Origin of the sequence: Streptomyces sp. NPDC059957 (assembly GCF_042730015.1) — a bacterium.
GTDB lineage: Bacteria > Actinomycetota > Actinomycetes > Streptomycetales > Streptomycetaceae > Streptomyces.
In genome coordinates this window covers 152,908-175,062 of sequence record NZ_JBHWMB010000007.1, presented here as the reverse complement: position 1 = coordinate 175,062, position 22,155 = coordinate 152,908, and the positions used below count along the sequence as shown (strand labels likewise).

Annotated in this window: 23 protein-coding genes; 10 read left to right on the top strand and 13 right to left on the bottom strand. The window is 72.6% G+C overall.

Annotated features, from left to right (window positions below):
* Window positions 1-8 precede the first annotated feature (8 nt).
* A complete protein-coding gene (locus ACFWBW_RS07520; RefSeq protein WP_385369304.1) occupies window positions 9-1,259 on the top strand; it encodes a styrene monooxygenase/indole monooxygenase family protein in 1,251 nt (416 codons plus the stop codon).
* On the opposite strand, the gene ACFWBW_RS07515 is transcribed toward ACFWBW_RS07520, so the two are convergent.
* A complete protein-coding gene (locus tag ACFWBW_RS07515; RefSeq protein ID WP_385369302.1) occupies window positions 1,220-2,503 on the bottom strand; it encodes an NlpC/P60 family protein in 1,284 nt (427 codons plus the stop codon). The two genes, ACFWBW_RS07520 and ACFWBW_RS07515, sit on opposite strands and share 40 nt — an antisense overlap.
* A 132-nt stretch (window positions 2,504-2,635) precedes the next feature.
* Here ACFWBW_RS07515 and ACFWBW_RS07510 point away from each other — a divergent pair, with 132 nt between their 5' ends.
* Entirely contained in the window at window positions 2,636-3,244 is a 609-nt protein-coding gene (locus tag ACFWBW_RS07510; protein WP_385369300.1) for a hypothetical protein, read from the top strand.
* Between the two features lie 13 nt (window positions 3,245-3,257).
* Here the strand turns inward: ACFWBW_RS07510 and ACFWBW_RS07505 are convergent, their stop codons facing one another.
* Both ACFWBW_RS07505 and ACFWBW_RS07500 read right to left on the bottom strand, forming a co-directional pair.
* Window positions 3,258-3,677 carry an SHOCT domain-containing protein gene (locus tag ACFWBW_RS07505; RefSeq protein ID WP_385369298.1) on the bottom strand — a complete coding sequence of 140 codons (420 nt, stop codon included), beginning with the start codon at window positions 3,675-3,677 and terminating at the stop codon, window positions 3,258-3,260.
* Window positions 3,677-4,066 (bottom strand): DUF6325 family protein, encoded by a 390-nt coding sequence (locus tag ACFWBW_RS07500; protein WP_385369296.1) that lies wholly within the window; start codon window positions 4,064-4,066, stop codon window positions 3,677-3,679. Before ACFWBW_RS07500 ends, ACFWBW_RS07505 begins: the two co-directional genes overlap by 1 nt.
* A gap of 125 nt (window positions 4,067-4,191) precedes the next feature.
* Here ACFWBW_RS07500 and ACFWBW_RS07495 point away from each other — a divergent pair, with 125 nt between their 5' ends.
* Both ACFWBW_RS07495 and ACFWBW_RS07490 read left to right on the top strand, forming a co-directional pair.
* Window positions 4,192-5,562, top strand: a complete 1,371-nt coding sequence (locus ACFWBW_RS07495; RefSeq protein WP_385369294.1) for an FtsW/RodA/SpoVE family cell cycle protein — start codon at window positions 4,192-4,194, stop codon at window positions 5,560-5,562.
* Complete coding sequence (locus ACFWBW_RS07490) at window positions 5,559-7,019, top strand: penicillin-binding transpeptidase domain-containing protein (RefSeq protein WP_385369292.1); 1,461 nt, start codon at window positions 5,559-5,561, stop codon at window positions 7,017-7,019. Before ACFWBW_RS07495 ends, ACFWBW_RS07490 begins: the two co-directional genes overlap by 4 nt.
* A gap of 51 nt (window positions 7,020-7,070) precedes the next feature.
* On the opposite strand, the gene ACFWBW_RS07485 is transcribed toward ACFWBW_RS07490, so the two are convergent.
* The gene (locus ACFWBW_RS07485; RefSeq protein ID WP_385369290.1) at window positions 7,071-8,195 is read right to left on the bottom strand and encodes a ferritin-like domain-containing protein; all 1,125 of its coding nucleotides are present in this window, start codon (window positions 8,193-8,195) and stop codon (window positions 7,071-7,073) included.
* Between the two features lie 196 nt (window positions 8,196-8,391).
* On the opposite strand from ACFWBW_RS07485, the gene ACFWBW_RS07480 reads away from it, so the two are divergent.
* The 3 genes from ACFWBW_RS07480 to ACFWBW_RS07470 are packed head-to-tail and all read left to right on the top strand — an operon-like array spanning window position 8,392 to window position 10,400.
* Entirely contained in the window at window positions 8,392-9,321 is a 930-nt protein-coding gene (locus ACFWBW_RS07480) for a diiron oxygenase (protein WP_385369288.1), read from the top strand.
* A 56-nt stretch (window positions 9,322-9,377) separates the two neighbouring features.
* The gene (locus ACFWBW_RS07475; protein ID WP_385369286.1) at window positions 9,378-10,094 is read left to right on the top strand and encodes a TetR/AcrR family transcriptional regulator; all 717 of its coding nucleotides are present in this window, start codon (window positions 9,378-9,380) and stop codon (window positions 10,092-10,094) included.
* Between the two features lie 30 nt (window positions 10,095-10,124).
* Window positions 10,125-10,400: a hypothetical protein gene (locus ACFWBW_RS07470; protein ID WP_385369284.1), complete on the top strand. Its 276-nt coding sequence runs from the start codon at window positions 10,125-10,127 to the stop codon at window positions 10,398-10,400.
* An 80-nt stretch (window positions 10,401-10,480) separates the two neighbouring features.
* On the opposite strand, the gene ACFWBW_RS07465 is transcribed toward ACFWBW_RS07470, so the two are convergent.
* The 3 genes from ACFWBW_RS07465 to ACFWBW_RS07455 all read right to left on the bottom strand — a co-directional run bounded on the left by ACFWBW_RS07465 (window position 10,481) and on the right by ACFWBW_RS07455 (window position 13,244).
* On the bottom strand, window positions 10,481-11,734 hold the full coding sequence (locus tag ACFWBW_RS07465) for a histidine kinase dimerization/phospho-acceptor domain-containing protein (RefSeq protein WP_385369282.1): 1,254 nt from the start codon (window positions 11,732-11,734) through the stop codon (window positions 10,481-10,483).
* A complete protein-coding gene (locus ACFWBW_RS07460; RefSeq protein WP_385369280.1) occupies window positions 11,731-12,495 on the bottom strand; it encodes a hypothetical protein in 765 nt (254 codons plus the stop codon). The genes ACFWBW_RS07465 and ACFWBW_RS07460 overlap by 4 nt, the downstream gene beginning before the upstream one ends.
* A 95-nt stretch (window positions 12,496-12,590) precedes the next feature.
* Window positions 12,591-13,244 carry a hypothetical protein gene (locus ACFWBW_RS07455; protein ID WP_385369278.1) on the bottom strand — a complete coding sequence of 218 codons (654 nt, stop codon included), beginning with the start codon at window positions 13,242-13,244 and terminating at the stop codon, window positions 12,591-12,593.
* Between the two features lie 222 nt (window positions 13,245-13,466).
* Between ACFWBW_RS07455 and ACFWBW_RS07450 the strand changes: the two genes are divergently transcribed.
* On the top strand, window positions 13,467-14,258 hold the full coding sequence (locus ACFWBW_RS07450) for a nuclease-related domain-containing protein (protein ID WP_385369276.1): 792 nt from the start codon (window positions 13,467-13,469) through the stop codon (window positions 14,256-14,258).
* Window positions 14,259-14,623: 365 nt separating this feature from the next.
* Here the strand turns inward: ACFWBW_RS07450 and ACFWBW_RS07445 are convergent, their stop codons facing one another.
* Window positions 14,624-15,712, bottom strand: a complete 1,089-nt coding sequence (locus tag ACFWBW_RS07445; RefSeq protein WP_385369274.1) for a Ku protein — start codon at window positions 15,710-15,712, stop codon at window positions 14,624-14,626.
* Window positions 15,713-15,743: 31 nt separating this feature from the next.
* On the opposite strand from ACFWBW_RS07445, the gene ligD reads away from it, so the two are divergent.
* Both ligD and ACFWBW_RS07435 read left to right on the top strand, forming a co-directional pair.
* Window positions 15,744-16,628 (top strand): non-homologous end-joining DNA ligase, encoded by an 885-nt coding sequence (ligD, locus tag ACFWBW_RS07440; protein WP_385369272.1) that lies wholly within the window; start codon window positions 15,744-15,746, stop codon window positions 16,626-16,628.
* Window positions 16,628-17,524, top strand: coding sequence for an ATP-dependent DNA ligase (locus ACFWBW_RS07435; protein WP_385369362.1), 897 nt, complete (start codon window positions 16,628-16,630; stop codon window positions 17,522-17,524). The genes ligD and ACFWBW_RS07435 overlap by 1 nt, the downstream gene beginning before the upstream one ends.
* A gap of 70 nt (window positions 17,525-17,594) precedes the next feature.
* On the opposite strand, the gene ACFWBW_RS07430 is transcribed toward ACFWBW_RS07435, so the two are convergent.
* The 5 genes from ACFWBW_RS07430 to ACFWBW_RS07410 all read right to left on the bottom strand — a co-directional run bounded on the left by ACFWBW_RS07430 (window position 17,595) and on the right by ACFWBW_RS07410 (window position 21,910).
* Window positions 17,595-17,996 carry a DUF6479 family protein gene (locus ACFWBW_RS07430; protein WP_385369270.1) on the bottom strand — a complete coding sequence of 134 codons (402 nt, stop codon included), beginning with the start codon at window positions 17,994-17,996 and terminating at the stop codon, window positions 17,595-17,597.
* A gap of 71 nt (window positions 17,997-18,067) precedes the next feature.
* The gene (locus ACFWBW_RS07425) at window positions 18,068-19,051 is read right to left on the bottom strand and encodes an XdhC family protein (protein WP_385369268.1); all 984 of its coding nucleotides are present in this window, start codon (window positions 19,049-19,051) and stop codon (window positions 18,068-18,070) included.
* A gap of 164 nt (window positions 19,052-19,215) precedes the next feature.
* Window positions 19,216-19,995 (bottom strand): response regulator, encoded by a 780-nt coding sequence (locus ACFWBW_RS07420; RefSeq protein WP_385369266.1) that lies wholly within the window; start codon window positions 19,993-19,995, stop codon window positions 19,216-19,218.
* Entirely contained in the window at window positions 19,992-21,134 is a 1,143-nt protein-coding gene (locus tag ACFWBW_RS07415) for a sensor histidine kinase (protein WP_385369264.1), read from the bottom strand. Before ACFWBW_RS07415 ends, ACFWBW_RS07420 begins: the two co-directional genes overlap by 4 nt.
* A gap of 89 nt (window positions 21,135-21,223) precedes the next feature.
* Window positions 21,224-21,910 (bottom strand): 4'-phosphopantetheinyl transferase family protein, encoded by a 687-nt coding sequence (locus ACFWBW_RS07410; protein WP_385369262.1) that lies wholly within the window; start codon window positions 21,908-21,910, stop codon window positions 21,224-21,226.
* Window positions 21,911-22,155: the final 245 nt, after the last annotated feature.

The window sequence follows — 22,155 nt, the reverse complement described above, 5'->3', positions numbered from 1 at the left end:
ACGTGCAGATGCGCAAGATACTCGTCGTCGGCGCCGGCCAGTCCGGTCTCCAGCTCGCCCTCGGACTCCAGGCGAAGGGGTACGAGGTCACCCTCATGTCCAACCGGACGGCGGACGAGATCCGCACCGGGCGGGTCATGTCCACCCAGTGCATGTTCGACACGGCGCTCCAGCACGAGCGCGACCTCAAGCTCAACTTCTGGGAGCAGCAGGCGCCGAAGATCGGCGGCCTGGGCGTCTCGGTCTCCGCCCCCGACAGCAGCCGCGCCATCGACTGGCTCGGCAAGCTGAAGGGCTTCGCCCAGTCCGTCGACCAGCGCGTGAAGATGGCCGGCTGGCTCGACACCTTCGCGCAGCGCGGCGGCCAGCTGGTCATCCACGGGGCGTCCGTCTCCGACCTGGACTTCTTCTCCCGCACCTACGACCTGGTCCTGGTCGCGGCCGGCAAGGGCGAGCTGGTCTCGCTGTTCGGCCGGGACGCGGCCCGCTCCCCGTACGACGCTCCGCAGCGCGCCCTCGCCGTCTCGTACGTGCACGGGCTGGCCCCGCGCCCGGAGCACCCGGAGACGGACGCCGTGCGCTGCAACCTGGTCCCGGGCGTCGGCGAGCTCTTCGTGATCCCGACGCTGACCACCTCCGGGCGGGCCGACATCCTGTTCTGGGAGGGGATCCCGGGCGGACCGGTCGACGCCTTCGGCGGGGTGAAGGACCCGGCGGACCACCTTGCGCTGACGCTGGACCTGATGGAGAAGTTCGTTCCCTGGGAGTACGCGCGGGCGACGAAGGTGGAGCTGACGGACGCGGGCGCCACGCTCGCCGGGCGGTACGCCCCCGTCGTCCGGGGCCCCGTCGGCCGACTGCCCGGCGGCGGGCTGGTGCTGGGCGTGGCGGACGTGGCCGTCGCCAACGACCCGATCACCGGGCAGGGTTCGAACTCCGCCGCCAAGTGCGCGGCCTCGTACCTCTCCTCGATCCTCATGCACGGGGACAACCCGTTCGACGAGGCGTGGATGAAGGCGACCTTCGACAAGTACTGGTTCACCAGCGGCAAGCCCACCACCCAGTGGACGAACGCCATGCTCGGCGTCCCGCCGGAGCACGTGCTGAACCTGATCGGTGCGGCCGGGCAGCTCCAGCCGGTGGCGGATCGATTCGCCAACGGCTTCGACAACCCGGCCGACTTCGACGCGTACTTCTACGACCCCGAGGACGCGGCGGACTACCTGGCGGACGTCGCGGGGGCCTCGGCCTCCGAGTAGCCCGTGTCGTCCCCCGCCGTCGCGTCCTCGGACAGCGGCGGCGGAGTGAAGGCGCGCAGCGGCGCCCCGTCGGGGTCCGGCCGTACCGCGCCGAGCAGCGGGTTCGCGGCGATCGGCGAGACCTTCACCTTCGCGCCCGGCCGGGGCGCCTGGATGACCTTGCCGTCGCCGACGTACAGGGCCACGTGGGTGGCGGTCGGGAAGTACACCACCAGGTCACCGGGCCGCAGTTCGTCGAGCGGCACCCTGGGGAGCCGGGCCCACTGCTCCTGACTGGTCCGGGGGATCTCGCGGCCCGCGTGCGCCCAGGCCTGCGAGGTCAGTCCGGAACAGTCGAAGGAGGCCGGCCCCTCGGCGCCCCAGACGTACGGCTTCCCGATCTGGGCGGCCGCGTACGTGAGGGCCGTGCCGCCGGCCGCCGTGGGGGTGCGGAGCGGGGGCGCGCCGCCGCTGCCCAGCTTCCCCGAACCGATCAGCTCCCGCTGCGCGGTGGCGGTGTCCTCGGCCTCGCGCGTCTCCAGCTCGGTGAGCTGGGCGGGGCTGAGCGAGGCCAGCATCCGCTCGACGTCCTTGAGCTGTGTGGCGGCCTCCTCCTTGCGCCGCTTGGTTTCGGCGGCCAGCTTCTGCTCGGAGTCCAGGGCCTTGCGGGCGGCGGTGGCGAGGGTGTCCGCCTGTTTCTCGCCCCGGGTGAGCCGCTCCAGCGCGGCGGCCCGCCGGGCCCCCTCGCGCGCGGCGACCCGGCGCTGCTCCAGCGCCCCTTGGGGGTCCCCGGCGAACAGCATCCGGGCGTACGGGGAGAACCCGCGGGCCCCCTTGTACTGCTCGCGCGCCAGCCGGCCCGTGGTGGCCTGGGCGTCGGTGACGGCACTACGGGCCCTGCCGAGCTCGGTGCTGAGCCGGGTCTCCTCGCGCTGCCGCGCGGTGAGGGCGGTCTCGGCGGCGTTGTAGGCCTCGGTGGCCTGCTCGGCGCGCTGGTAGAGGCCCTGCAGCCGGGTGAGGAGGACGCCGACGGGTTCGGCGGGCGCGGCGGGGGCCGCGATGACATCGGGTGTCGTGGGGGCGTCCGGTGTCCCCGGTGCCTCCGGTGCCTCCGGTGCCTCCGGTGCCTCCGGGGCGGCGGGAACCTCCGGGGCCGCGGGTGCGGCGGGCGGCTCGGCGTGTGCGGCGGGGAGCGGGCCGGCCGCGACGAGGGCTGCGGCGAGGCACGCGGCGCGAAGCAGCCGACGTCTGCGTCGTCGTGACATGGGGTCACCTCCTGGCGGCCGATGCTGCCACGCGCGGTATGACAAATCGCCCAACGGTGCGGGCCTGCCGGGCCGGGGTCACCCGGTTGGCGGGTCGGGGGGACTCGGCCGGCAGGGCGGAAACCAGTTCGTGTGTTCGACGTGGAGAAGGCCCTCGCGGAGGCCGGGCGGACGCCCTATGCGGCGACGATGAAGGCGTCCACTCAGCTCGCCGGGAAGGACGTCGCCACGACCACGGGCCGGGGCAACTTCGAAACCCTGTTCACCGGCCGGATGGAGACCCGCTCCACGGACGCGCTTCCGGCTGCGCAGGCTGTCTGGATGGAGAGCGTCATGACGGCGGACGGCACCTACGTCCGCGACCGTCTCAAGCCGGGCGACGCCTGGATCAGGATGCCGGCATCCCCGGACAACCAGGCGAGCTACACGGGGTACGCGAAGCTCCTGCTCGCCACCGGTCCTTCGGCGAGGAAGGGCATGGAGGACCTGGGCGGGATCCCCGCCCACCACCTCGCCGGGCGCCTCGGCCTCGATCAGATCGCCTCGGTCGATCCGCGCGTACACCGGTCGATGAAGGCGAAGGGCGTCACCGGCTTCGACTGCGACCAGTGGATCGACGCCCACGGCCGCACGCTCCGCTTCGAGCAGCGGGTGGAGATGCGCGGCATGGCCGGCGGCAACAAGATCACCTTCGGCGAGTTCGGCCCGGTCGAGACCTTCGAAGCGCCCACCGTCGGCTGACCGGGCCCGGTCGTCAGTCGCGCAGCAGCCGGGCCTTGGCCGCCGAGAACTCCTCCGGGGTGAGCAGGCCCTCGCGGGCCAGGGCGGCCAGTCGGGTCAGGCGGTCGGTCAGGTCGGCCCCGGGGGAGGCCGGTTCCGGAGCTCCCGGTCCGGGGTGCGGAGCCGGGCGGGAGGCCGCGGGCTCCCGGCGTTCGGAGGGGGCCGCCGGGAGCGAAGGGGCCGGGCCGGGCTGTGGGCTCGCACCCGGTGCCGCGCCGGGAGCCCCGGCCCGGGCCGGGGTCGGGCCGCCCGGCGGCTGTGGTCCCGCCGGGGTCGCCGGGTGCTGGGCCGTGTCCCAGACGTAGGCTCCGCGCGCCAGGATCCCGCGCAGCAGGGGGTGGCCCGAGGGGCGCTGGGAGGGGTTCACCACGGAACCGATGGGGCGGATGAACATCAGGCCACCCCCAGCCGGTCCGCCGGGAGGCGGACCGCTCCCGCGATCCGGCCGCCCGCCGCCCGTACGGCGATCGCGGCGTCCTCGGCCCAGACGTGTTCGACGACCAGGAGGAGCGCGCAGCTGCCGCGGTCCATCAGTTCGGCCGATTCCCGCACGTCCTCCGGACCGATCAGCGGGGCCGCCTCCCGGTGGGCGAGCAGCCCCCGGAGTTCGACGAACTCGTCGAACTCCGCCGACAGCACGGCGCCGGACGCCGTCTTGGTGGCCACCAGCCCGTCGATCAGCCGCACGACCCCGGCCTTGCGCAACCCCATCACCGCCTCGACCGCCGCGACCCGCAGCTGTTCTTCCGGAAAGGCCAGGACGATGAACTCCGCAGGTCCCATGGGAGGAGGCTCCTGATCCGCTGACGAGCTGATCCGCTACTTCAATTCCGACCAGTTCTGACGACTCTTCGGCACACTATGACATAAGCGGACATACGGCCCGGCTCCTTGCTACGTTTCCCCGTATGACCGCTCTGACGGCGAAGGTGACGGAACCCGCCCCGCCACCGCCCCCCGACGCCCGTGCGCCCAAGCGCCGCGGAGTCGAGCTGTCGCTGCTCTTCGGCGCCGTGCTGATCTCCGTCCTCGGCCACCTCTACGTGGGAATCGCCACCACCGGCCACGTCCCCGCGCCCGCCGCCCACTACGCCGCCGGCCTCGCCGTGGCCGCGCTCGCCGCCCACCTCGCCGTCCGCCTGTGCGCCCCGTACGCCGATCCGCTGCTGCTCCCGATCGCCTTCCTGCTCAACGGCCTCGGCCTGGTCCTCATCCAGCGCCTCGACGCCACCACCCCCACGAACGCCACCGCCGGTGAGCAACTGCGCTGGTCCGCCCTCGGGATGGTGCTCTTCGTGCTCGTCGTCGCGCTGCTGCGCGACCACCGGGTGCTGCAGAAGTACGCGTACCTGTCCGTCGCCGCGGCGCTCGCGCTGATGCTGGTGCCCGTCTTCTTCCCGGCCGTGAACGGCGCGCACATCTGGATCCGGTTCGCCGGGCTCTCCTTCCAGCCGGGGGAGTTCGCCAAGATCCTGCTCGCGGTCTTCTTCGCCTCCTACCTCGCGGCGAACCGCACCGCCCTGGCCCTGACCGGCCGCACCCTCTTCTGGAAGCTGAAACTGCTGCCGGGCCGGGTGCTCGGCCCGATCCTCGCCATCTGGCTGCTCTCCGTCGGCGTGCTCGTCCTGGAGCGCGACCTCGGGACCTCGCTGCTCTTCTTCGGCCTCTTCGTGATCATGCTGTTCACGGCCACCGGCCGGATCGGCTGGATCGCCATCGGGCTGCTGCTCGCGGCCGTGGGCGCGTACGCCGTCGGGACGTTCGAGCCGCACGTGAACAGCCGCGTGGACGACTGGCTGAATCCTTTCGCCTCCATCGAGCGCGGGGACGGCCCCGGCCAGCTCGCCCAGTCCCTCTTCGCCTTCGGAGCCGGTGGACTGCTCGGCGCCGGGCTCGGCCACGGCCAGTCCTTCCTCATCGGCTTCGCCGCCAAATCGGACTTCATCCTGGCCACCGCCGGGGAGGAGCTCGGCCTCGTCGGCCTCACCGCGATCCTGCTCCTCTACGGGCTCCTCGTCGCCCGCGGATTCCGTGCCGGGCTGGCGCTGCGCGACCCCTTCGGCCGGCTCCTCGCCACCGGACTCGCCTCGATCGTCGCGCTCCAGGTGTTCGTCATCGCCGGCGGAGTCACCGGCCTGATCCCGCTGACCGGCATGGCGATGCCCTTCCTCGCCCAGGGAGGCTCCTCCGTGGTCACCAACTGGATCATCGTCGCCCTCCTGGTCCGGCTCAGCGACAGCGCCCGCAGGCCCGGACCGGCCGAGGAGGCCGAAGCGTGATCCGCTACATCCGCTGGTGCGCGTACTTCTGCGCCCTGCTGCTCGTCGCCCTGCTGGTCAACGTCGGCCGCGTACAGGTCTGGGAGTCCGCGGGCTACGGCGCGAACCCGGCCAACAAACGCCCCGCCATCGAGCGGTACGCCGAACCGCGCGGGGACATCACCGTCGACGGCCGCCCCGTCACCGGCTCCCGGGACAGCCGCCAACTGCTCCGCTACGAGCGCACGTACAAGAACGGCCCGCTCTACGCGCCCGTCACCGGTTTCGCCTCCCAGACCTACGGGACCAGCTTCCTGGAACGCGCCGAGGACCCGGTCCTTTCCGGCACCGACCCCGGGCTCTCGGCCTTCCCGCTCTGGTACGAGCTCTCGCGCGGCCGCCCCGGCGGCGGCGACGCCGTCACCACCATCCGGGCGAAGATGCAGCTGGCCGCGTACGCCGGGCTCGCGGGCAAGCGCGGCGCGGTCGCCGCCGTGGAGCCGGCCACGGGCAGGATCCTCGCGCTGGTCAGCAGCCCTTCCTACGACCCGGCCGTACTCTCCGGCACGGGGCCGAAGGTCAAGGAGGCCTGGGAGAAGCTCAACGCGGACCCCGCCAAGCCGATGCTCAACCGTGCGCTGCGCGAGACGTACCCGCCCGGCTCCACGTTCAAGATCGTGACGGCCGCCGCCGCCCTCGACGCGGGCGTGGTCTCCGACGTGGACGCGCCGACCGAGACCCCGGACCCGTACCCGCTGCCGGGCACCAGCACCCTGCTGCCGAACGCGGGGACGGGCTGCGCCGACGCCTCGATGGCGGATGCGATCCAGTGGTCGTGCAACACGGTGATGGCGAAGATCGGCGTACAGGTCGGGCTGCGCGGGATGACCGAGGCGGCGCGGCGGTTCGGCTTCAACGACGCCGGGCTGCGCGTGCCGGCCTGGGTGTCGCGGTCCAACTTCGACACCGACATGAGCCCCGACCAGCTGGCCCTGTCCTCGATCGGCCAGTTCAACACCAAGGCCACCCCGCTGCAGATGGCGATGGTGGCGGCGGCCGTCGCCAACGGCGGGGAGCTCAAGGCCCCCTACCTGGTGGACCGCACGACACAGGACGACGGCGACCCGGTCCGCCGCGCCGGCCGGCAGAGCCTCGGCCGGGCCATGACCCCGCTGACCGCGATGCGGATGCAGGAGCTGATGGTGAAGGTGGTGGAGGGCGGCACCGGCCGCAACGCGGCGATCCCCGGAGCCGTGGTCGGCGGCAAGACCGGCACGGCCCAGCACGGCGTCGGCAACGCGGGCACCCCGTACGCCTGGTTCATCTCCTGGGCGGGGCCCCGTGGCGGCCGGCCGCCGGCCGTGGCGGTCGCGGTGGTCGTCGAGGACGCCTCGGCCGTCCGCGGGGACATCAGCGGCAACGGCGCGGCAGCTCCCATCGCCCGCGCGGTGATGGAGGCGGCGCTGTCCGCGCCCTGAGACGTCCGCCGCGCCGCCCGCCGCGCCGCCCGCCACCCGCCGCCCGCCGCTCTAGGCGTCCGCGTCCGCGTCCGTGCCCGCGCCCTCCGCGATGGCCTGCGTCACCTCCGCCACCCGCTGTTCCTCCTCGGCCGCGAACCGCTCCCGGTCGAGGGCCTCGGCGATCTCCTCGTCCTGGCTCATCAGCAGGTCCAGGTTGGAGTTGCCCATCTCGAAGACGCCCATGTCCAGGTACGCCTTCTGCAGCCGCTCGCCCCACAGCCCGATGTCCTTCACGCAGGGCACGATCCGGCTGAACAGCAGCTTGCGGAAGAGCGCCAGGAACTCGGAGCGCTCGCTGAACTCCTCCGCCTCGGCGCGCGAGATGCCGAAGTTCTCCAGCACCTCCACCCCGCGCAGCCGGTCCCGCATCAGGTAGCAGCCCTCGATCACGAACTCCTCGCGCTCGCGCAGCTCGGCGTCCGTCAACTGCTTGTAGTAGTCGCGCAGGGCCATCCGCCCGAACGCCACGTGCCGTGCCTCGTCCTGCATCACGTAGGCCAGGATCTGCTTGGGCAGCGGCTTGTTCGTGGTGTCGCGGATCATCCCGAAGGCGGCCAGCGCCAGCCCCTCGATGAGCACCTGCATGCCCAGGTACGGCATGTCCCAGCGGGAGTCGCGCAGGGTGTCGCCGAGCAGCCCCTGAAGGCTGTCGTTGATCGGGTAGAGCATCCCGATCTTCTCGTGCAGGAACCGCCCGAAGATCTCCGCGTGCCGGGCCTCGTCCATGGTCTGCGTGGCGGAGTAGAACTTCGCGTCCAGGTCCGGCACCGACTCGACGATGCGCGCCGCGCACACCATCGCGCCCTGCTCGCCGTGCAGGAACTGGCTGAAGTTCCATGCGCTGTAGTGCCGGCGCAGCTCGCCGCGGTCCCGCTCCGTGAACTTGGCCCAGTGCCGGGTGCCGTACAGCGGAAGCGCGTCGTCCGGAGTGCCCAGGGGATCGTACGGATCCACCTCGATGTCCCAGTCGATGCGCTTGGCGCCGTCCCACTGCTTGTCCTTGCCCTTCTGGTACAGGGCCAGCAGCCGCTCGCGGCCGCCGTCGTACTCCCAGCTGAATCGGGCGTTGCCGGAGGCGGGGACCGGCCAGACGGTCTCGCCCGGATCGTTGGTGTAGAGCTCGTGCGTCGACACTGACGCCCCCTCGTCTCACGTAGCCGCGTACTTGCGTGTGCTTGCGCGTACTTCCGTACGGGACCGGACAGTTGGCAGCGTCACACGTTGGTAGACGCGCGGTCAACAAGTCGTGTGCGGGGGATTGACGGTCTTGCTGACAGGCAGTCTCATAAGAGGTGACCGCCGGTAACTCGACGACGAGGTGTCCGAAGCCATGACCACCGTGACCGAACGAGCCGAGCTCCGCGACGCCCTCGGCCTGCTCAAGGACCGCGAGCAGATCGCCGAGCGGCTGCTCGAATCCTCGGCGAAGCACTCCTTCGACCCGGACCAGGAACTCGACTGGGACGCCCCGCCCATCGACGGCAAGTACTACTGGCCGCCCGAGCTGCTCTCCCTCTTCGACACCCCGCTCTGGAAGAAGATGGGCGAGGAGCAGCGCATCGAACTCTCCCGCCACGAGGCGGCCGCCCTCGGCTCGCTCGGCATCTGGTTCGAGATCATCCTGATGCAGCTGCTCACCCGGCACATCTACGACAAGTCCCTGACCAGCAATCACGTCCGGTACGCACTCACCGAGATCGCCGACGAGTGCCGCCACTCGATGATGTTCGCCCGCATGATCAAGACGGGCGGCGCCCCCGAGTACCAGGTCTCCCGGACCAACCACAACCTCGCCCGCGTCCTGAAGACCGTCTCCACCACCCCCGGCTCCTTCGCCTGCACTCTCCTCGGCGAGGAGGTCCTCGACTGGATGCAGCGCCTGACCTTCCCCGACGAGCGCGTCCAGCCGCTCGTCCGCGGAGTCACCCGCATCCACGTCATCGAGGAGGCGCGCCACGTCCGCTACGCCCGCGAGGAACTGCGCCGGCAGATGCTCACCGCCCCGCGCTGGGAGCAGGAACTCACCCGCGTGAGCTGCGGCCAGGCCGCCCGCGTCTTCTCGCAGGCCTTCGTGAACCCCCAGGTCTACGACAACATCGGGCTCGACCGGCGCGAGGCGCTCGCCCAGGTCAAGGCCAGCGGCCACCGCCGGGAGGTCATGCAGACCGGAGCCAAGCGGCTCACCGACTTCCTGGACGACATAGGCGTGATGCGCGGAGTCGGCCGCAAACTCTGGAAGAGCTCGGGACTCCTCGCCTGAACCCCGGCCCGGACATCCCCCGCCCCGAGGTCACGGGGTGCGGCTACCCTGCGGACATGACAGCCGTACGGGCGTACCGCAGGTTGAGCGTCGAGGAGCGCCGGGCCCAGCTCCTCGACGCGGCCCTGACGTTGTTCGCGCACCGGGCGCCGGAGGAGGTCTCGCTGGACGACGTGGCCGAGGCCGCCGGCGTCTCGCGCCCCCTCGTCTACCGCTACTTCCCCGGCGGGAAGCAGCAGCTCTACGAAGCCGCCCTGCGCTCGGCGGCCGACGTGCTGCGGCTCTGCTTCGCCGAACCCCAGGCCGGACCCCTGACCCAGCGGCTCTCCCGGGCCCTGGACCGGTACCTGGCCTTCGTCGACGAACACGACGCGGGCTTCTCCGCCCTCCTCCAGGGCGGCAGCGTGGTCGAAACCTCCCGCACCACCGCCACCGTCGACGGCATCCGCCGGGCGGCCGCCGAGGCGATCCTCTTCCACCTCGGCGTGCCGGCCCCCGGCCCGCGCCTGCGCATGATGGTGCGCACGTGGATCACGGCGGTCGAGGCCGCCTCGCTGATCTGGATCGACGAGGGCAAACAGCCGGAGATCGACTCGCTCCGGGACTGGCTGGTGGACCAGTTCATCGCCCTCCTCACGGCCACGGCCGCCACCGACCCGGAGACGGCCGCGGCGGCCCGCGCCGCCCTCGCGCTCGAATCGGCGGACGGTCCGGTGGGGGTACTGGCCCGCCGGGTGATCCCCGTGGTCTCCGAGGCGGCCCACCTGCTGTGACCCTTTCCGGAAAGCTGTGAAACTGGAGGGGTGAGAAGCCAACCCACCCCCTTCGAGGGCGGCCCGATGGACGGCCGGACCCTCCCGATCCTCCTCGGCCCGACCGGCCACCCGTCGAAGTGGTACGAGATCCCGGTCCCGGCCCCGGACGGCGGCGCCCCCACGGTGCTGCTCTACGAGCGGGTCCCCGCGGGGTACTCCAAGCGGCTGGGCCTCCAGCAGGGCTGGAAGTACGTCTACACCCCGGGCGGCCAGAAGCCGAAGCTCCGCTGGCCCTGGACGAAGCCGACCCCGCCGGGGGAGTGAGGGCGGGCTGTCACGTGGTGGTGGGGCCGGCCGTCACGTCACGGTGCGGGCCGGCTGTCACGTGCGGGCCGGCCGTCCCGTCACGGCAGCCGGGCCTCGACCAGGGTCAGTACGGCCTCCGCCCCGCCCCCGCCGTCCGCCGCCTGCCGGAACACCAGCCCGGCCCCGATGACCTCCGCCTGTCCCACCGCGATCGTCAGCCCCAGCCCGTGCCCCTTGCTCCCGCCCCCGGTACGGAACCGCTGGGGCCCGTGGGACACGAGGTACTCGGGGTAGCCGTCACCGTGGTCCCGTACCGTCACCACCGGCCCGTCCACCGTCACCACCACCGGCGCCCGCCCGTGCTTGTGGGCATTGGTGACCAGGTTCCCCAGCACTCGCTCCAGGCGCCGCCGGTCCGTCTCCACGTGCGCGTCCCGCGCCACGACCACCTCCGTGTCCGTCCCCGAGGCCCGCACCACCCGCCGCGCGAGACGCCCGAGCTGGTGCAGGTCCGTCTCCACCACCTCGCTGCCCGAGTCGAGCCGGGAGATCTCCAGCAGGTCCTCCGTCAGCTGCCGCATCGTGCGCACCCGCTCCTGCACCATGTCCGTCGCCCGCCCCTCCGGCAGCAGCTCCGAGGCCGCCTGCAGACCGGTCAGCGGGGTGCGCAGCTCGTGCGCGACGTCCGCCGTGAACCGCTGCTCCCGCTGGAGCTTCGTCTGCAGGCTGCCCGCCATCGTGTCCAGGGCCGCCGCCACCGTCGCCACCTCGTCCTGGTGTCGCGAGGGATCCTTCGTCCGCGGATCCCCGACCCGTGCGTCCAGGTCGCCCTGGGTGATCCGGCGGGCCACCGTCGCCGTCTGGTGCAGCCGCCGCGTCACCCGGGTCACGGCGAAGGCTCCCACCAGCAGAGTCCCGCCGAGCGCCAGGACCGAGGATCCGATGATCGCGTTGTCCAGCCCGCTGATCGTCCGCGCGCTCTGCCCGTAGTCGACGGCCGTGGCCAGTGCCTTCCCGTCGGCCGGGGCCGCCGCCCACATCAACTGCCGGCCCTCGTACTCCGCCACGAGCGTCCCGCGCTGCCCGGCCAGGGCCAGCGCGCGCAGCCGGTCCGGCAACCCGGCCGGATCCAGCCCGGACTCCGGCGGCAGCACCTCGCCGGCCTCGTAGGCGCGCGAGGCGTCGGTCAGCTTGCCCAGTGCCTTCTCGCGGGCCGTCGCGACGGTCTGCCCGGTCACCTCCACGTGCACGAGCACACCCAGCACCGCCGCGAGGGAGCAGCACATCAGCACGATGAAGCACGCCGACTTCCAGGTCAGCGTCGCCGTCCACGCGGGCAGCCGGAGCCTCACGGCGAGGCTCCCGGCGAGCCGGGGCTCGGGGAAGGTGCCTGTGCCCGGCCCGGGCCGGTGCCGGGCACGCGGACGATCTGCTCCCACGTCGGCAGCATCGAGCGCTGCGTCTGGTCCCAGGACCAGGTGGTGTTCACCTCGTAGCCCGCGTTGCCGCTCGGGACGCGCAGGATCACGTCCCGTCCGGCGAGCTCGACGCTGATGACGGTGTCGGTGGTGGCCATGATCCGATTGAGCCGGCCCTGGGCGTCCGCCGTGTACACGCGGACGGACATCTGCTGCTCGGGGTACTCGATGCCGACGATCAACTCGTCCTTGCCGTTGCCGGTGAGGTCCCGGTAGTACGGCGTCAGCACCGGGCACTTCTTCGGATCGGCCCCGTCCGCCCCGCACGCGTTGATCGCGGCGACTGTCTCCGGAGGCATCCCGTCGGGACCGGTCTGCACGTTCGGGTGGGCCCGCAGTTCGGCCTGCACCAGGGTCGCCGGGTCGATCGCGTGCACGTTCTGGTCCTGGACGGGCGCGATCCCGGGTACGTACTCGGGCGGCGCGCCCCCCGGGTCGGCGGGCGGTACGACGGCCCCCGCGCGCCCCGGCCACAGATGTACGGGCCCGCTCGCGGTCGGGGTCGCCCCGGCGCCGGCCAGCCCGCCGGTGTCACCGCAGGCACTGGCGAGCGGCAGCACCAGGGCGGTCAGCAGGGCGGCCGGCAGACCGGCCCGCAGACCCGTCCGGTCGGGAAGGGATCCGGATCCGATCACCCGCCGGCCCTCCTCTCCATGAGCATGTGCCGGTCCACAGTAGGCAGAGCCGCATCGTTTCTGCCCGTGCGCCCGGGCCGGAGGGCCAGGGCGGTCTAGGCGTCCGTACGCCCGCGGCGCAGCATCGCGAAGCCCAGCCCGGCGGCGCCGATGGCCGCGATCCCGCCGCCCGCGGCGAGCAGCAGCATGCCGTCACCCGGACCGTCGGCCAGCGTGTTCAGGCCCAGCGCCTCGACGGTCCCCGTACCCGCACCCGTAGCCGTACCCGAGCGCGAGGAAGCGACGGCGGGGACGACCCGGCCGTCACGACTCGCGGTCTTGTACCCGGCCGGGCCCATGGAGCCCTGTGCATCGCTCCCGCCGCCGTGACTCCCGCTGTCGCTCCCGTTCCCGGCCCAGGAACTGAGCCGGCCGTCGGACCGCAGCGCGAGGTGCATCTCCCCGGCATCGCCGAAGCCGGTGCTGCCGTCACGGCTGGTCAGGGTGGCGGCCGTGGAGCCGTCGGGGTTCAGGACCTCGGCCCGGTAGGCGCCCTTGGCCACGCGGTACACCTTCGCGGTGGAGACGCCGTCCGCGAGGGACAGGGTCTTGACCAGGGTCCGCGGGGCGGTCACGCCCTGCGCGGAGGAAGCCGACGGCACCCCGTCGGCGAGCGCGTCCGCCGCGGGCAACGCCAGCAGGGTGCCGGCGCTCACGGCCACGGCGGCGGCGCGTACGAGCGTGCGGCGGCTGCGGCTCACGGTGTTCACGGGACGTCCTTCGGTGCAGGTCAGGCGCTGGGCTGTCCAGGTGGGATAAACGTATGCACCGGCCGTTGCGGTAACCCGTTGCTTCTGTAACAGCCACGCCTCAGCGACCCGACGGAGTCGTTACACGCCACGGGCCGCACGGCACCCACCGCAGGACGGACCCCACCGGGGGATTGCCGCGGGGCGCCGGGGCTGCTCCCATGGACGCCGGGGGTGAGGACCATGTCTTCGAGGGGACTGAAGGTACTGCCGAGCGGCCGGCCGGGCCGAGGGCGGCTGTACGTGAACCTGCCCGACGGCCGGGCGGTGGCCTGGTACGACCGGCGGGCCAACCGGATCAGCGTGCTGGCGGACGAGCGCCGGGAGGAGATCCTGACGGCGTTACGTCCCTACCTCACCGGAACCGTCGCCATCGGCCCGCCACCCGTCCCCACGGCCGAGGACCTGCTCCGCCTGTCCCTCCCGCCCGACGAGGACCTGGCCCCGAACCGCCCGGGGGAGGCACAGCTGGGCGCCCTCACGTACGGCACCGCGGGCACCCGCGCCCGGCACCGGCTCCGTCAGGAGCTCACGGTGAGGCAGCGGATGGGCGAGGTACTGGACGCCCTGGCGGAGACGGAGGACTGGCAGGTCCTGCACTCGATCCACACCGTCGCGGACCACCTGCTCATCGGCCCGCCCGGCGTCTTCTGCATCCGCACGGTCCAGGGCCGCCGCCAGCGCGCGGTGATCGGCGACCTCCTCCTCACGGTGGGCCGAGCCGACCCCACCCCGGACCCCCGCGAAGCCCGCCGCGCGGCGGCGCACGCGACCCGCGCCCTCTCCACCCCGGTGACCCCGGTCCTGGCAGTGGTCGACGCGACCCGCCTGGAGGTCGCCCCCACCCTCCGAGACGTCCGCATCCTCACCCCGGCCACCACCACAACCTTCCTGACGAACACCCCCACCACCCTCAAACCCCCGGACGTAGAAGCCCTCTTCATCAAATCCCGAGACCGCCGAACCTGGAACTAGGCCGTCTCTTTCGGATCTTGCCGGGCCCGCGACGCCTGGCACCGTGCCTGGCCGCACTGCCGAGGCGACCACGTACGTCCAGTACGCGAGCGCCCCGACAGCACGCCCAGGCACGGCACCAGACGCCGCGGGCTCGGCCGACAAGATCCGAAAGAGACGACCTAGCCCCCCGGCACCTCCGCCGCGGCCGGACTCCGGGCAACGCCCGGGGGCACCCCAGCCTGGCCGGCGCCTGAGGACCGACCTCGGGCGGAGCCCGGAGCCCGCGCCCATCCCCGCCGGCGTTTGAGGCGCGGGTCCGGGCAGCGCCCGGGGAACGGTGGAAGGGCGGGTAGGGGACTTCGCCCCGCGGGGCCCACGGCCCCTCAAGCGGAGCTCCGCTTGCGCGGCGTCACCGCCTTCTTCGCGGCAGCCCGCGCCGGCTTCGCCTCCGCGGCCTTGGCCGAGGCCGTCTTCTTCGCGGCCCCCGCAGCGGCCTTCTTCTTCGCAGCGGCCGCAGCCGTCGACTTCTTCGTAGCACCGGCACCCGCCGAACCACCCGCCGAACCGCCCGCCGACGCAGTCGACTTCTTCCCGCCCACCGCCTTCGGCGCAACCGCCGCCGCCTTCTTCCGCCGAATCGGCGTAACCTCCGCCCCCGCCCCCGCCCCCTCCGACGCAGCCGAACCCGCCCGCGAGGCCTTCGCCACCCGCACGCTGTTCTCCAACGCCGCCATCAGGTCGATGACCTGCCCACCCGCACCCTCCGCCGGCGGCCCCGCCGCCACCGCCGGTTCGCCCCCACCCGCCTTCGCCGCGACCATCGCCTCCACCGCCTCGCGGTAGTCGTCGCGCAACGAGTCCATCTCCACCTCGCCCAGCGTCGCCATCAGCGCGTCCGCGAGGTCCAGCTCGGCCTCCCGCACCGACACCTCGCCCTCGGGCGCCACCCCCTCCGGAACCCGGATCTCGTCGGGCCACAGCAGCCCGTGCATCGCGATCACGTCGTCGACGACCCGCAGCATGCCCAGCCGTTCCCGCCCCCGCAGCGCGTACTTCGCGATCGCGACCTTCCGGCTCCGCTTTAGCGCCTCCCGCAGCAGCGTGTACGGCTTGGCCGCCGTAGCTCCGCTCGCCGCGAGGTAGTAGGCCGCGTCCATCTGCAACGGGTCGATCTGATCAGCCGGCACAAAGGAAACGATCTCGATCGTCTTCGCGGTGGCGATCGGCAGCTGCGCCAGATCCTCATCCGTGATCGGAATGATGGACCCGTCGGCCTCCTCATACCCCTTGCCGATCTCGGCGGTCGACACCTCCTCCCCGTCCAGCTCGCAGACCTTGCGGTAGCGGACGCGCCCGCCGTCGCTGACATGGATCTGGCGGAAGGAGATCGAGTGGCTCTCGGTGGCGTTCACGAGCTTGATCGGGATGCTGACCAAGCCGAAGGAGATCGCCCCGTTCCATATGGATCGCACGGTTCCTCCTGTTTCGTGGCAGTCTCATCGTATGACGCCGATCACCCTGGTGGAGGGCCGTCGCATTTCGCTCAGCAACCTCGACAAGGTCCTCTACCCGGAGACCGGCTTCACCAAGGGCGAGGTACTCCACTACTACGCCACGATCGCGGGCCCCCTGCTCGCCCACATCCACGACCGCCCCATGTCCTTCCTGCGCTATCCCGACGGCCCGGACGGGCAGCTCTTCTTCACGAAGAACCCGCCGCCCGGTACCCCCGGCTGGGTGAAGACCACCCCGGTGCCCCGCTCGGAGGACCTCCGGGCCGAACAGGTGGTCGTCGCCGACCTGCCCACGCTCATGTGGGCCGCCAACCTCGTCGTCGAGTTCCACACCCCGCAGTGGCCGGTCGGCGCCCCGGCCCTCGCCGACCGCCTGATCCTCGACCTCGACCCGGGTCCCCCCGCCACCGTCGTCGAATGCTCCGCCGCCGCCCTGTGGCTCCGGGACCGGCTGGCCGCCGACGGTCTCCACGCCTACCCCAAGACGTCCGGCTCCAAGGGCCTCCACCTGGCGGTACCCCTCGAACCGACGCCCTCCGAGCACGTGTCGGCGTACGCGAAGGCCCTCGCCCAGGAGGCCGAGCGCGAGCTGCCCGACCTCGTAGTGCACCGGATGACCAAGGCGCTGCGCACCGGGAAGGTCTTCGTCGACCACAGCCAGAACGCCGCCGCCAAGACCACGGCGGCCCCTTACACCCTGCGCGCCCGCGCCCTGCCCACCGTCTCGGCCCCCGTCTCCTGGGCGGAGGTCGAGTCCTGCCGCACCCCCTCCGACCTGGTCTTCCTCGCCGACGACATCGCCCCCAGGCTGGCCCGTGAAGGCGACCTCCTCGCCCCGCTCCTCGACCCCGCCCTGGCCGGACGGCTCCCGTGATCACCGTCGCGCTCGCCGTGGCCGTACGCTCGCTGCCGCGCGCGCCCGGTCTCGCGTACGAGCCCAAGTTCGACGGCCACCGCCTCGTCGTCATCCGCACCGACCGCGCCGTTGACGGGGTTGTCCTCCAGGCCCGCTCCGGCCGCATCGTCACCGCGGCCTTCCCCGACCTCGCGGCCGCCGCACACCATCTGCCCGCGGGGACGGTGCTCGACGGGGAGGTGGTGGTCTGGCACGCGGGCCGCACCGAGTTCGGGCTCGTACAGCGCCGGGCGGCCGCCGCCTCGGCCGCGCGGGCCGCCGTGCTGGCCCAGACGCTGCCGGCCTCGTACGCCGCCTTCGACGTACTGGAACTCGCCGGGCTGGACCTGCGCGCCCGCCCGTACGAACGCAGGCGCGCGCTCCTCGTCGATCTCCTCCTGCCCCTGGGCCCGCCGCTCCAGCCGGTCCCGATGACCACGGACCCGGAGCTGGCGGAGACCTGGTACGAGACCCTGCCCGCCAGCGGCATCGAGGGCCTGGTCGTCAAACGGATGGACCAGCCCTACCCCGCCGGCCGGCGCGGCTGGCAGAAGCTCCGCCACACCAACGTCCGCGACGCGGCGGTGGTCGGCTACACGGGCACCGCCCGCCGCCCGCTCGCCCTCGTCCTGGTCCTGCCGGTCGGCGATGAGACCCCACTGGTGTCGAGCCCTCTGACGGCGGCGCTGCGCACCGAGGTGGCGGCGGCGGTGGCCGGGCGCACCCCGCGCGCCTCCCAGGGCGCCACCATCACGGCCATCGGCCTCGGCGAGGTCCCCTTCCACCCCTTGGACCCGCCCCTGACGGCGGAGGTCCGCCACACCTCGACCCGCCACCCGCCCCCGGAGGTCCTGCGCCTGCGCACAGACCTGTGACCCGCGGCGCAAGGGCCGCGGGCCACGGTCAACCGGTCGCTTCGGGCGGTCTCGGGTCTTCGTCCGTCCTTCAGGCGGGCTTGGCGCCGCCCAGGGGCGGCAGGGTCGGTGGCTGCTTGCGGGGCCGCGGATTGGGGTGCTCGTACCCGGATTCCCGCTCGGCCCGCGCCTCGTCCTGATCGCTGTGGGTCCGGGAACCGAAGTTCCCGTACCCCTGCATCTCGTGCGGGCGCAGTCCGCTCGCGGGGAACTCGACGTACTCCCGCTCCTCGGAGACCTCGTGCACCGCGCCGCCCTCGGGCAGGTGCGGCTGACTCTCGGGAGCGGGGGGTGCGGGTTCCTGTGCCCGGACCCGCTTGCCCAGCAGGAAACCGCCGAGCAGGAAGCCGACCACGATGAGCCCGACAACCAGGAACCACGCGATGTTGGTCAGAGTTCTGTCCACCGCGAGGAAGATCAGAGTCGTGTCCATACAACCCATTTTCCCGCATCGGCGACCATTTCACCCGATCGCGCCCCCGAGCCGCCTGCTCACCCGCCCTCTCACCCCTTGAGGGGGCCGTCCGCATCCCGCACCCCACGCACCTCGCGCCCCCCGAGCACCGCCAGGATCTCCGCACAGATGGCCAGCGCCGTCTCCGCCGGAGTCTGCCCGCCCAGATCCAGGCCGATCGGCCCGTGCACCGTCCGCAGCCGCTCCTCGCTCACCCCGGCCGCGAGCAGCCCCTCGCTGCGCCGGGCGGTGGTCTTGCGGGAGCCGAGCGCGCCGACGTACGGAACTCCGAGCGCGAGCGCGGTCCGCAGCGTCGGCACGTCGAAGTCGGGATCGTGGCTCAGCATCGCGAGACAGGCGGCGTCCCGCCGGGCCTCGAGCAGCTTCGCGGCCTCTTCCACGGAAACGACGGCGCTCACGTCCCAGCCGAGCAGCCGGGCCTGCGCCTCGATGACCTCGGCCAGCTCCCCGGACCCGCCGATCACTACGTACGGAGCCGACGGGTACGCCTCCACGAGCACCAGCCCGGACCCCGCGTACAGGGCGTCCCGGCCGGGCCGCCGGGTCCTCAGCAGCTCCCCGGCCCGCCGCTCGGCGTCACCGGACGGCTGATCGGCCCCCCGCACCACGACACTGACGGCCTGATCCGCCCGCTCGTTCAACTGGGTCACGAGCGCGACGCCGACCCCCTGCCCGAGCAGCTCCCACCACTCACCGGGAATGGCGGCCAGCGGCTGCAACAGCACCTCGGCCTGCCCGCCGCACGTCAGCTTCGCCTCGACGGCCTCGCCGGACCCGACCGAGACCTCGCACACCCGCGCGGTCTCCCCGGCCCCCATGGCCGCGGCCTCGGCGACGAGCTCGGCATCGAACACCCCCCGGTACAGGGCCCCGACGCACTCCCCGCGCGCATCCACGAGCACCGCCCCGGCGGGATCCCGGGGCCCGAACCCCTGCTCGGTCACGGGCCGCGCCAGAAACCCGACCCGCCCCTCGGCCGTCCACTGCCGCGCGGTCTCCACCAAGTCACGCATTTCGCGCCGCCCCATCCTCACCGTCAGAGCACGCCACCAAGCCCCGGACCGGCAACCCACAGTGGCCTCGCCTCCAACCTACGCAGGCGCACCCCCGCCCCCCACCCCCCAAAACCCACAGACCCACCCCCACATCCTTCGTACGGACCACCGGAAGCGAGGGCCTATCGACGCTGCCAGCTGGCCGGGCGCTGCCCGTCGGCATGCGTCCCGGGCTGCGGGGGAGCGGGCGCGGGAGGCGTGGTGGGGGCGGGGATCAGGCCGGCCGATACGGCCTTGTTCGCGGCGTCCAGCCGGGACGTCGCCCCCAGCTTGGCGAAGATGTTCCGCATGTGGCGCTTGATCGTGCCCTCGGTCAGGCCCAGGTGGCTCGCGGTCCGGCGGTTGCTGAGGCCGGAGGCGACCAGGGCGATCACCTCGCGCTCCCGGTGGCTGAGCAGCTCGCGGTCCGGCTCGGACACCGGCGCCACGGGTCCGGCGCCGGATGCGGACGGCGCGGCCGCCGCCTCGGGCTCGCCGGCGGTACGGGGCCTCGCGCGCGGCGGCAGGGACACGGTCAGCCCGTCCTGGCTGCAGGCGTCGCGCAGCGCGGCCGTCAGTGCCCGGTGGGTGGAGGTCTTGTGCAGGTAGCCGCGGATGCCCAGAGGGAGCAGCGTCTGCAGCAGCAGGAGGTCGTCGTGCATCGTCAGCACCATGATCTTGGTGTCGGCGGACGCCGCCTGCAGGGACCGGACCGTTCGCGCAGGATCCTCGTTGCCCGGCATCTCGATGTCCATGAGCACCACGTCGGGGCGGTGTTCGGCCACCGCTGCCACCATGCCCGGCGCGTCCCCGACCGCGGCGACCACGTCGAAGTCGCCCATGCCCTGGATGAGTTCGGCCAATGCCTCCCGGAGCAGCGTGTGGTCGTCGGCGATGACGACACGGTGCGCGTTCGCGTTCATGAAGCCGCCCGCGCCTCGGTGGACTTCGGCTGTGGTGGCAGCGGTACGGACATGCGCATGCCGGTTCCGGTTCCGGGCGTGCTGGTCAGGAAGAAGACGCCGCCCAGCGCCTGGGTGCGCTCGCGCATGGAGAGCAGTCCGCTGCCGTCGCCGCCGGAGGGGGACGAGGAATCGAAGCCGGACCCGTCGTCGTGGGCGAAGCAGTCCACGCGGTGCGGGGCCACGTCCACCTTCAGCGCGACCGTGCGCGGCGCGGCGTGCGTCAGCGCGTTGCGCAGGAACTCCCGCAGGATCAGGAACATTTCGGCCACGTGGGCTGCGGGCAGCCAGCTCTCGTCGCCGTTGACCTCGATGCGCAGTTCCACGTCGGGTGACTGGTACTGCTCGGCGTACTCCCGCAGGGCGTCGGCCAGTCGCCGGGCCCCGGTGCGCGCCCGGAGGTCGGAGATCAGGCCGCGGGTGTATCCGTCGGCCTCGTGCAGGGCTTCGCGGACCTGCCCCAGCAGCCGGTCCCGCTTCTCGGCCGGCTGGTCCTGCTCCACCGCCTGCTCGTGGAGGTCGAGGTAGCGGTGCGCCAGGGCCAGACTGTTGCCGAGGTGGTCGTGGAGGTCCCGGCCCAGCCGCTTGCGGTGGTTGCGGGCGTTCTCCTCGACCCTGTTCAGCAGGTACGCGTCGTAGCCCGCGGCCGACACCTGGAGGCAGGTGGCGAGGCTGTGGTTCAGGGCGGCCACCGCCCTGCCCAGGCAGGCCGAGGACTGGCCGACCGGCAGTCCGGCGACGGCGGCGGTGAGGTACTGCAGGGTGATCTGGAAGAGCTCGCCCGAGGAGCGCAGCGTGTCGGCCGGGTGGATGGTCTGCAGGATGCCGCGACCGCTCAGGCCGACCGAGAGGGCGAGGGTGACATTGGCCGCCGCTGCGGCGTCGAATTCGCCGCGCAGGGATTCACGGCACTCTTCCAGGACCAGCCGGGCGTGTCCGCGTGCTTCGGCCCAGAGTTCGTCCGTGGACACCAGAGGACTCGAGATGTTCTGAAGAGATTTCCGGAATCGGTCGATGATTTCGTCCGTGCCTTCGGCCAGTCTGGCCTCGAGCAGTTGTGCCGCGGAACTGATCTCCTCTTCCTGTCGTGTATTCACCATGACTGCATCCCCTACCCCTTGGTTCACAGGGTGGAGTCTAAGGGAAGGCCTGGTCAGGGCGTGTTCGGGGAGAAACCTATGACGTTAGGCTATTGTGCGACGGCCTCCAAGAGGGCGCGCCGGGGTTCGCCGGAGCGGGACACGAAGTGCCGGCGGAGGCGGATGTCGGCACGGACGCCGCTGCGCCGGTCGGCCGCCACCGCAGCGGCGTAGTCCTGGAACGGGTGCGGCAGTTTCACCGCCCTGGCCGGCCACGGCGAGAGGTCCTTGCCCACGGAGGCGGAGAGCCCGAACCCGGCGGCCTTCACGGACGCTTCCCACTCGGTCCAGGCCCGGAAACCGGATGCGGAGTCCACCCGGTCCGCGCGCGCCCGGCCGAGCACCCGCGGCCAGTCGATGCCCGGACGGATCCGCTCCACGTCCACGCCCACCTCCAGGCCGGGCGGCCGGACGGCGAGCAGCGCCAGCCCGTCGGAGCGGGAGAGGCTGACGGCGGGTCCGGGGCACCAGCCGAGGATGTATCCGGGCTTGCCGTACTGGGCGTTGCGTACGCGGGTGAGGTCCTTGGGGGCACAGTCCAGGTACCCGGCGACGATGTCGCGGGCCGCGAGGTGGGAGACCAGGTAGCGGTGGCGGGCCCGGGGGTTGTGGCGGCCGAGCCGGTCCAGGCGCTGGCGCTCGGTGGGGCTGAGATCGCCCGCCCGGGAGTCCAGGCTGCCCGGGGCGGTGTCGTCGAGCGGAATGACCCACACGTGGATGGTGTCGGCGTCGAGCACGGGGGCTTTCCTTCTCTCGGTGGTGCGGTTCTGAGGGTGGGAGGGCCGTTGAAGCCGGTGAGGCCATTGGGGGTATTGGGGCTGTTGGGGCAGGTGGGGCCGCCTCGGTGACGCCGAAGCCCGCCGGGCCCCCAAAGGGGGGGGGCCGGCCCCAAGGGCCCAAGGGAACCAGGCCCTGACCCACCTAGGATTCAGAGGAGAGCGGAACCCTCCCCTTCCCGACGGTTTTTTCGTTCCCTCCCCCC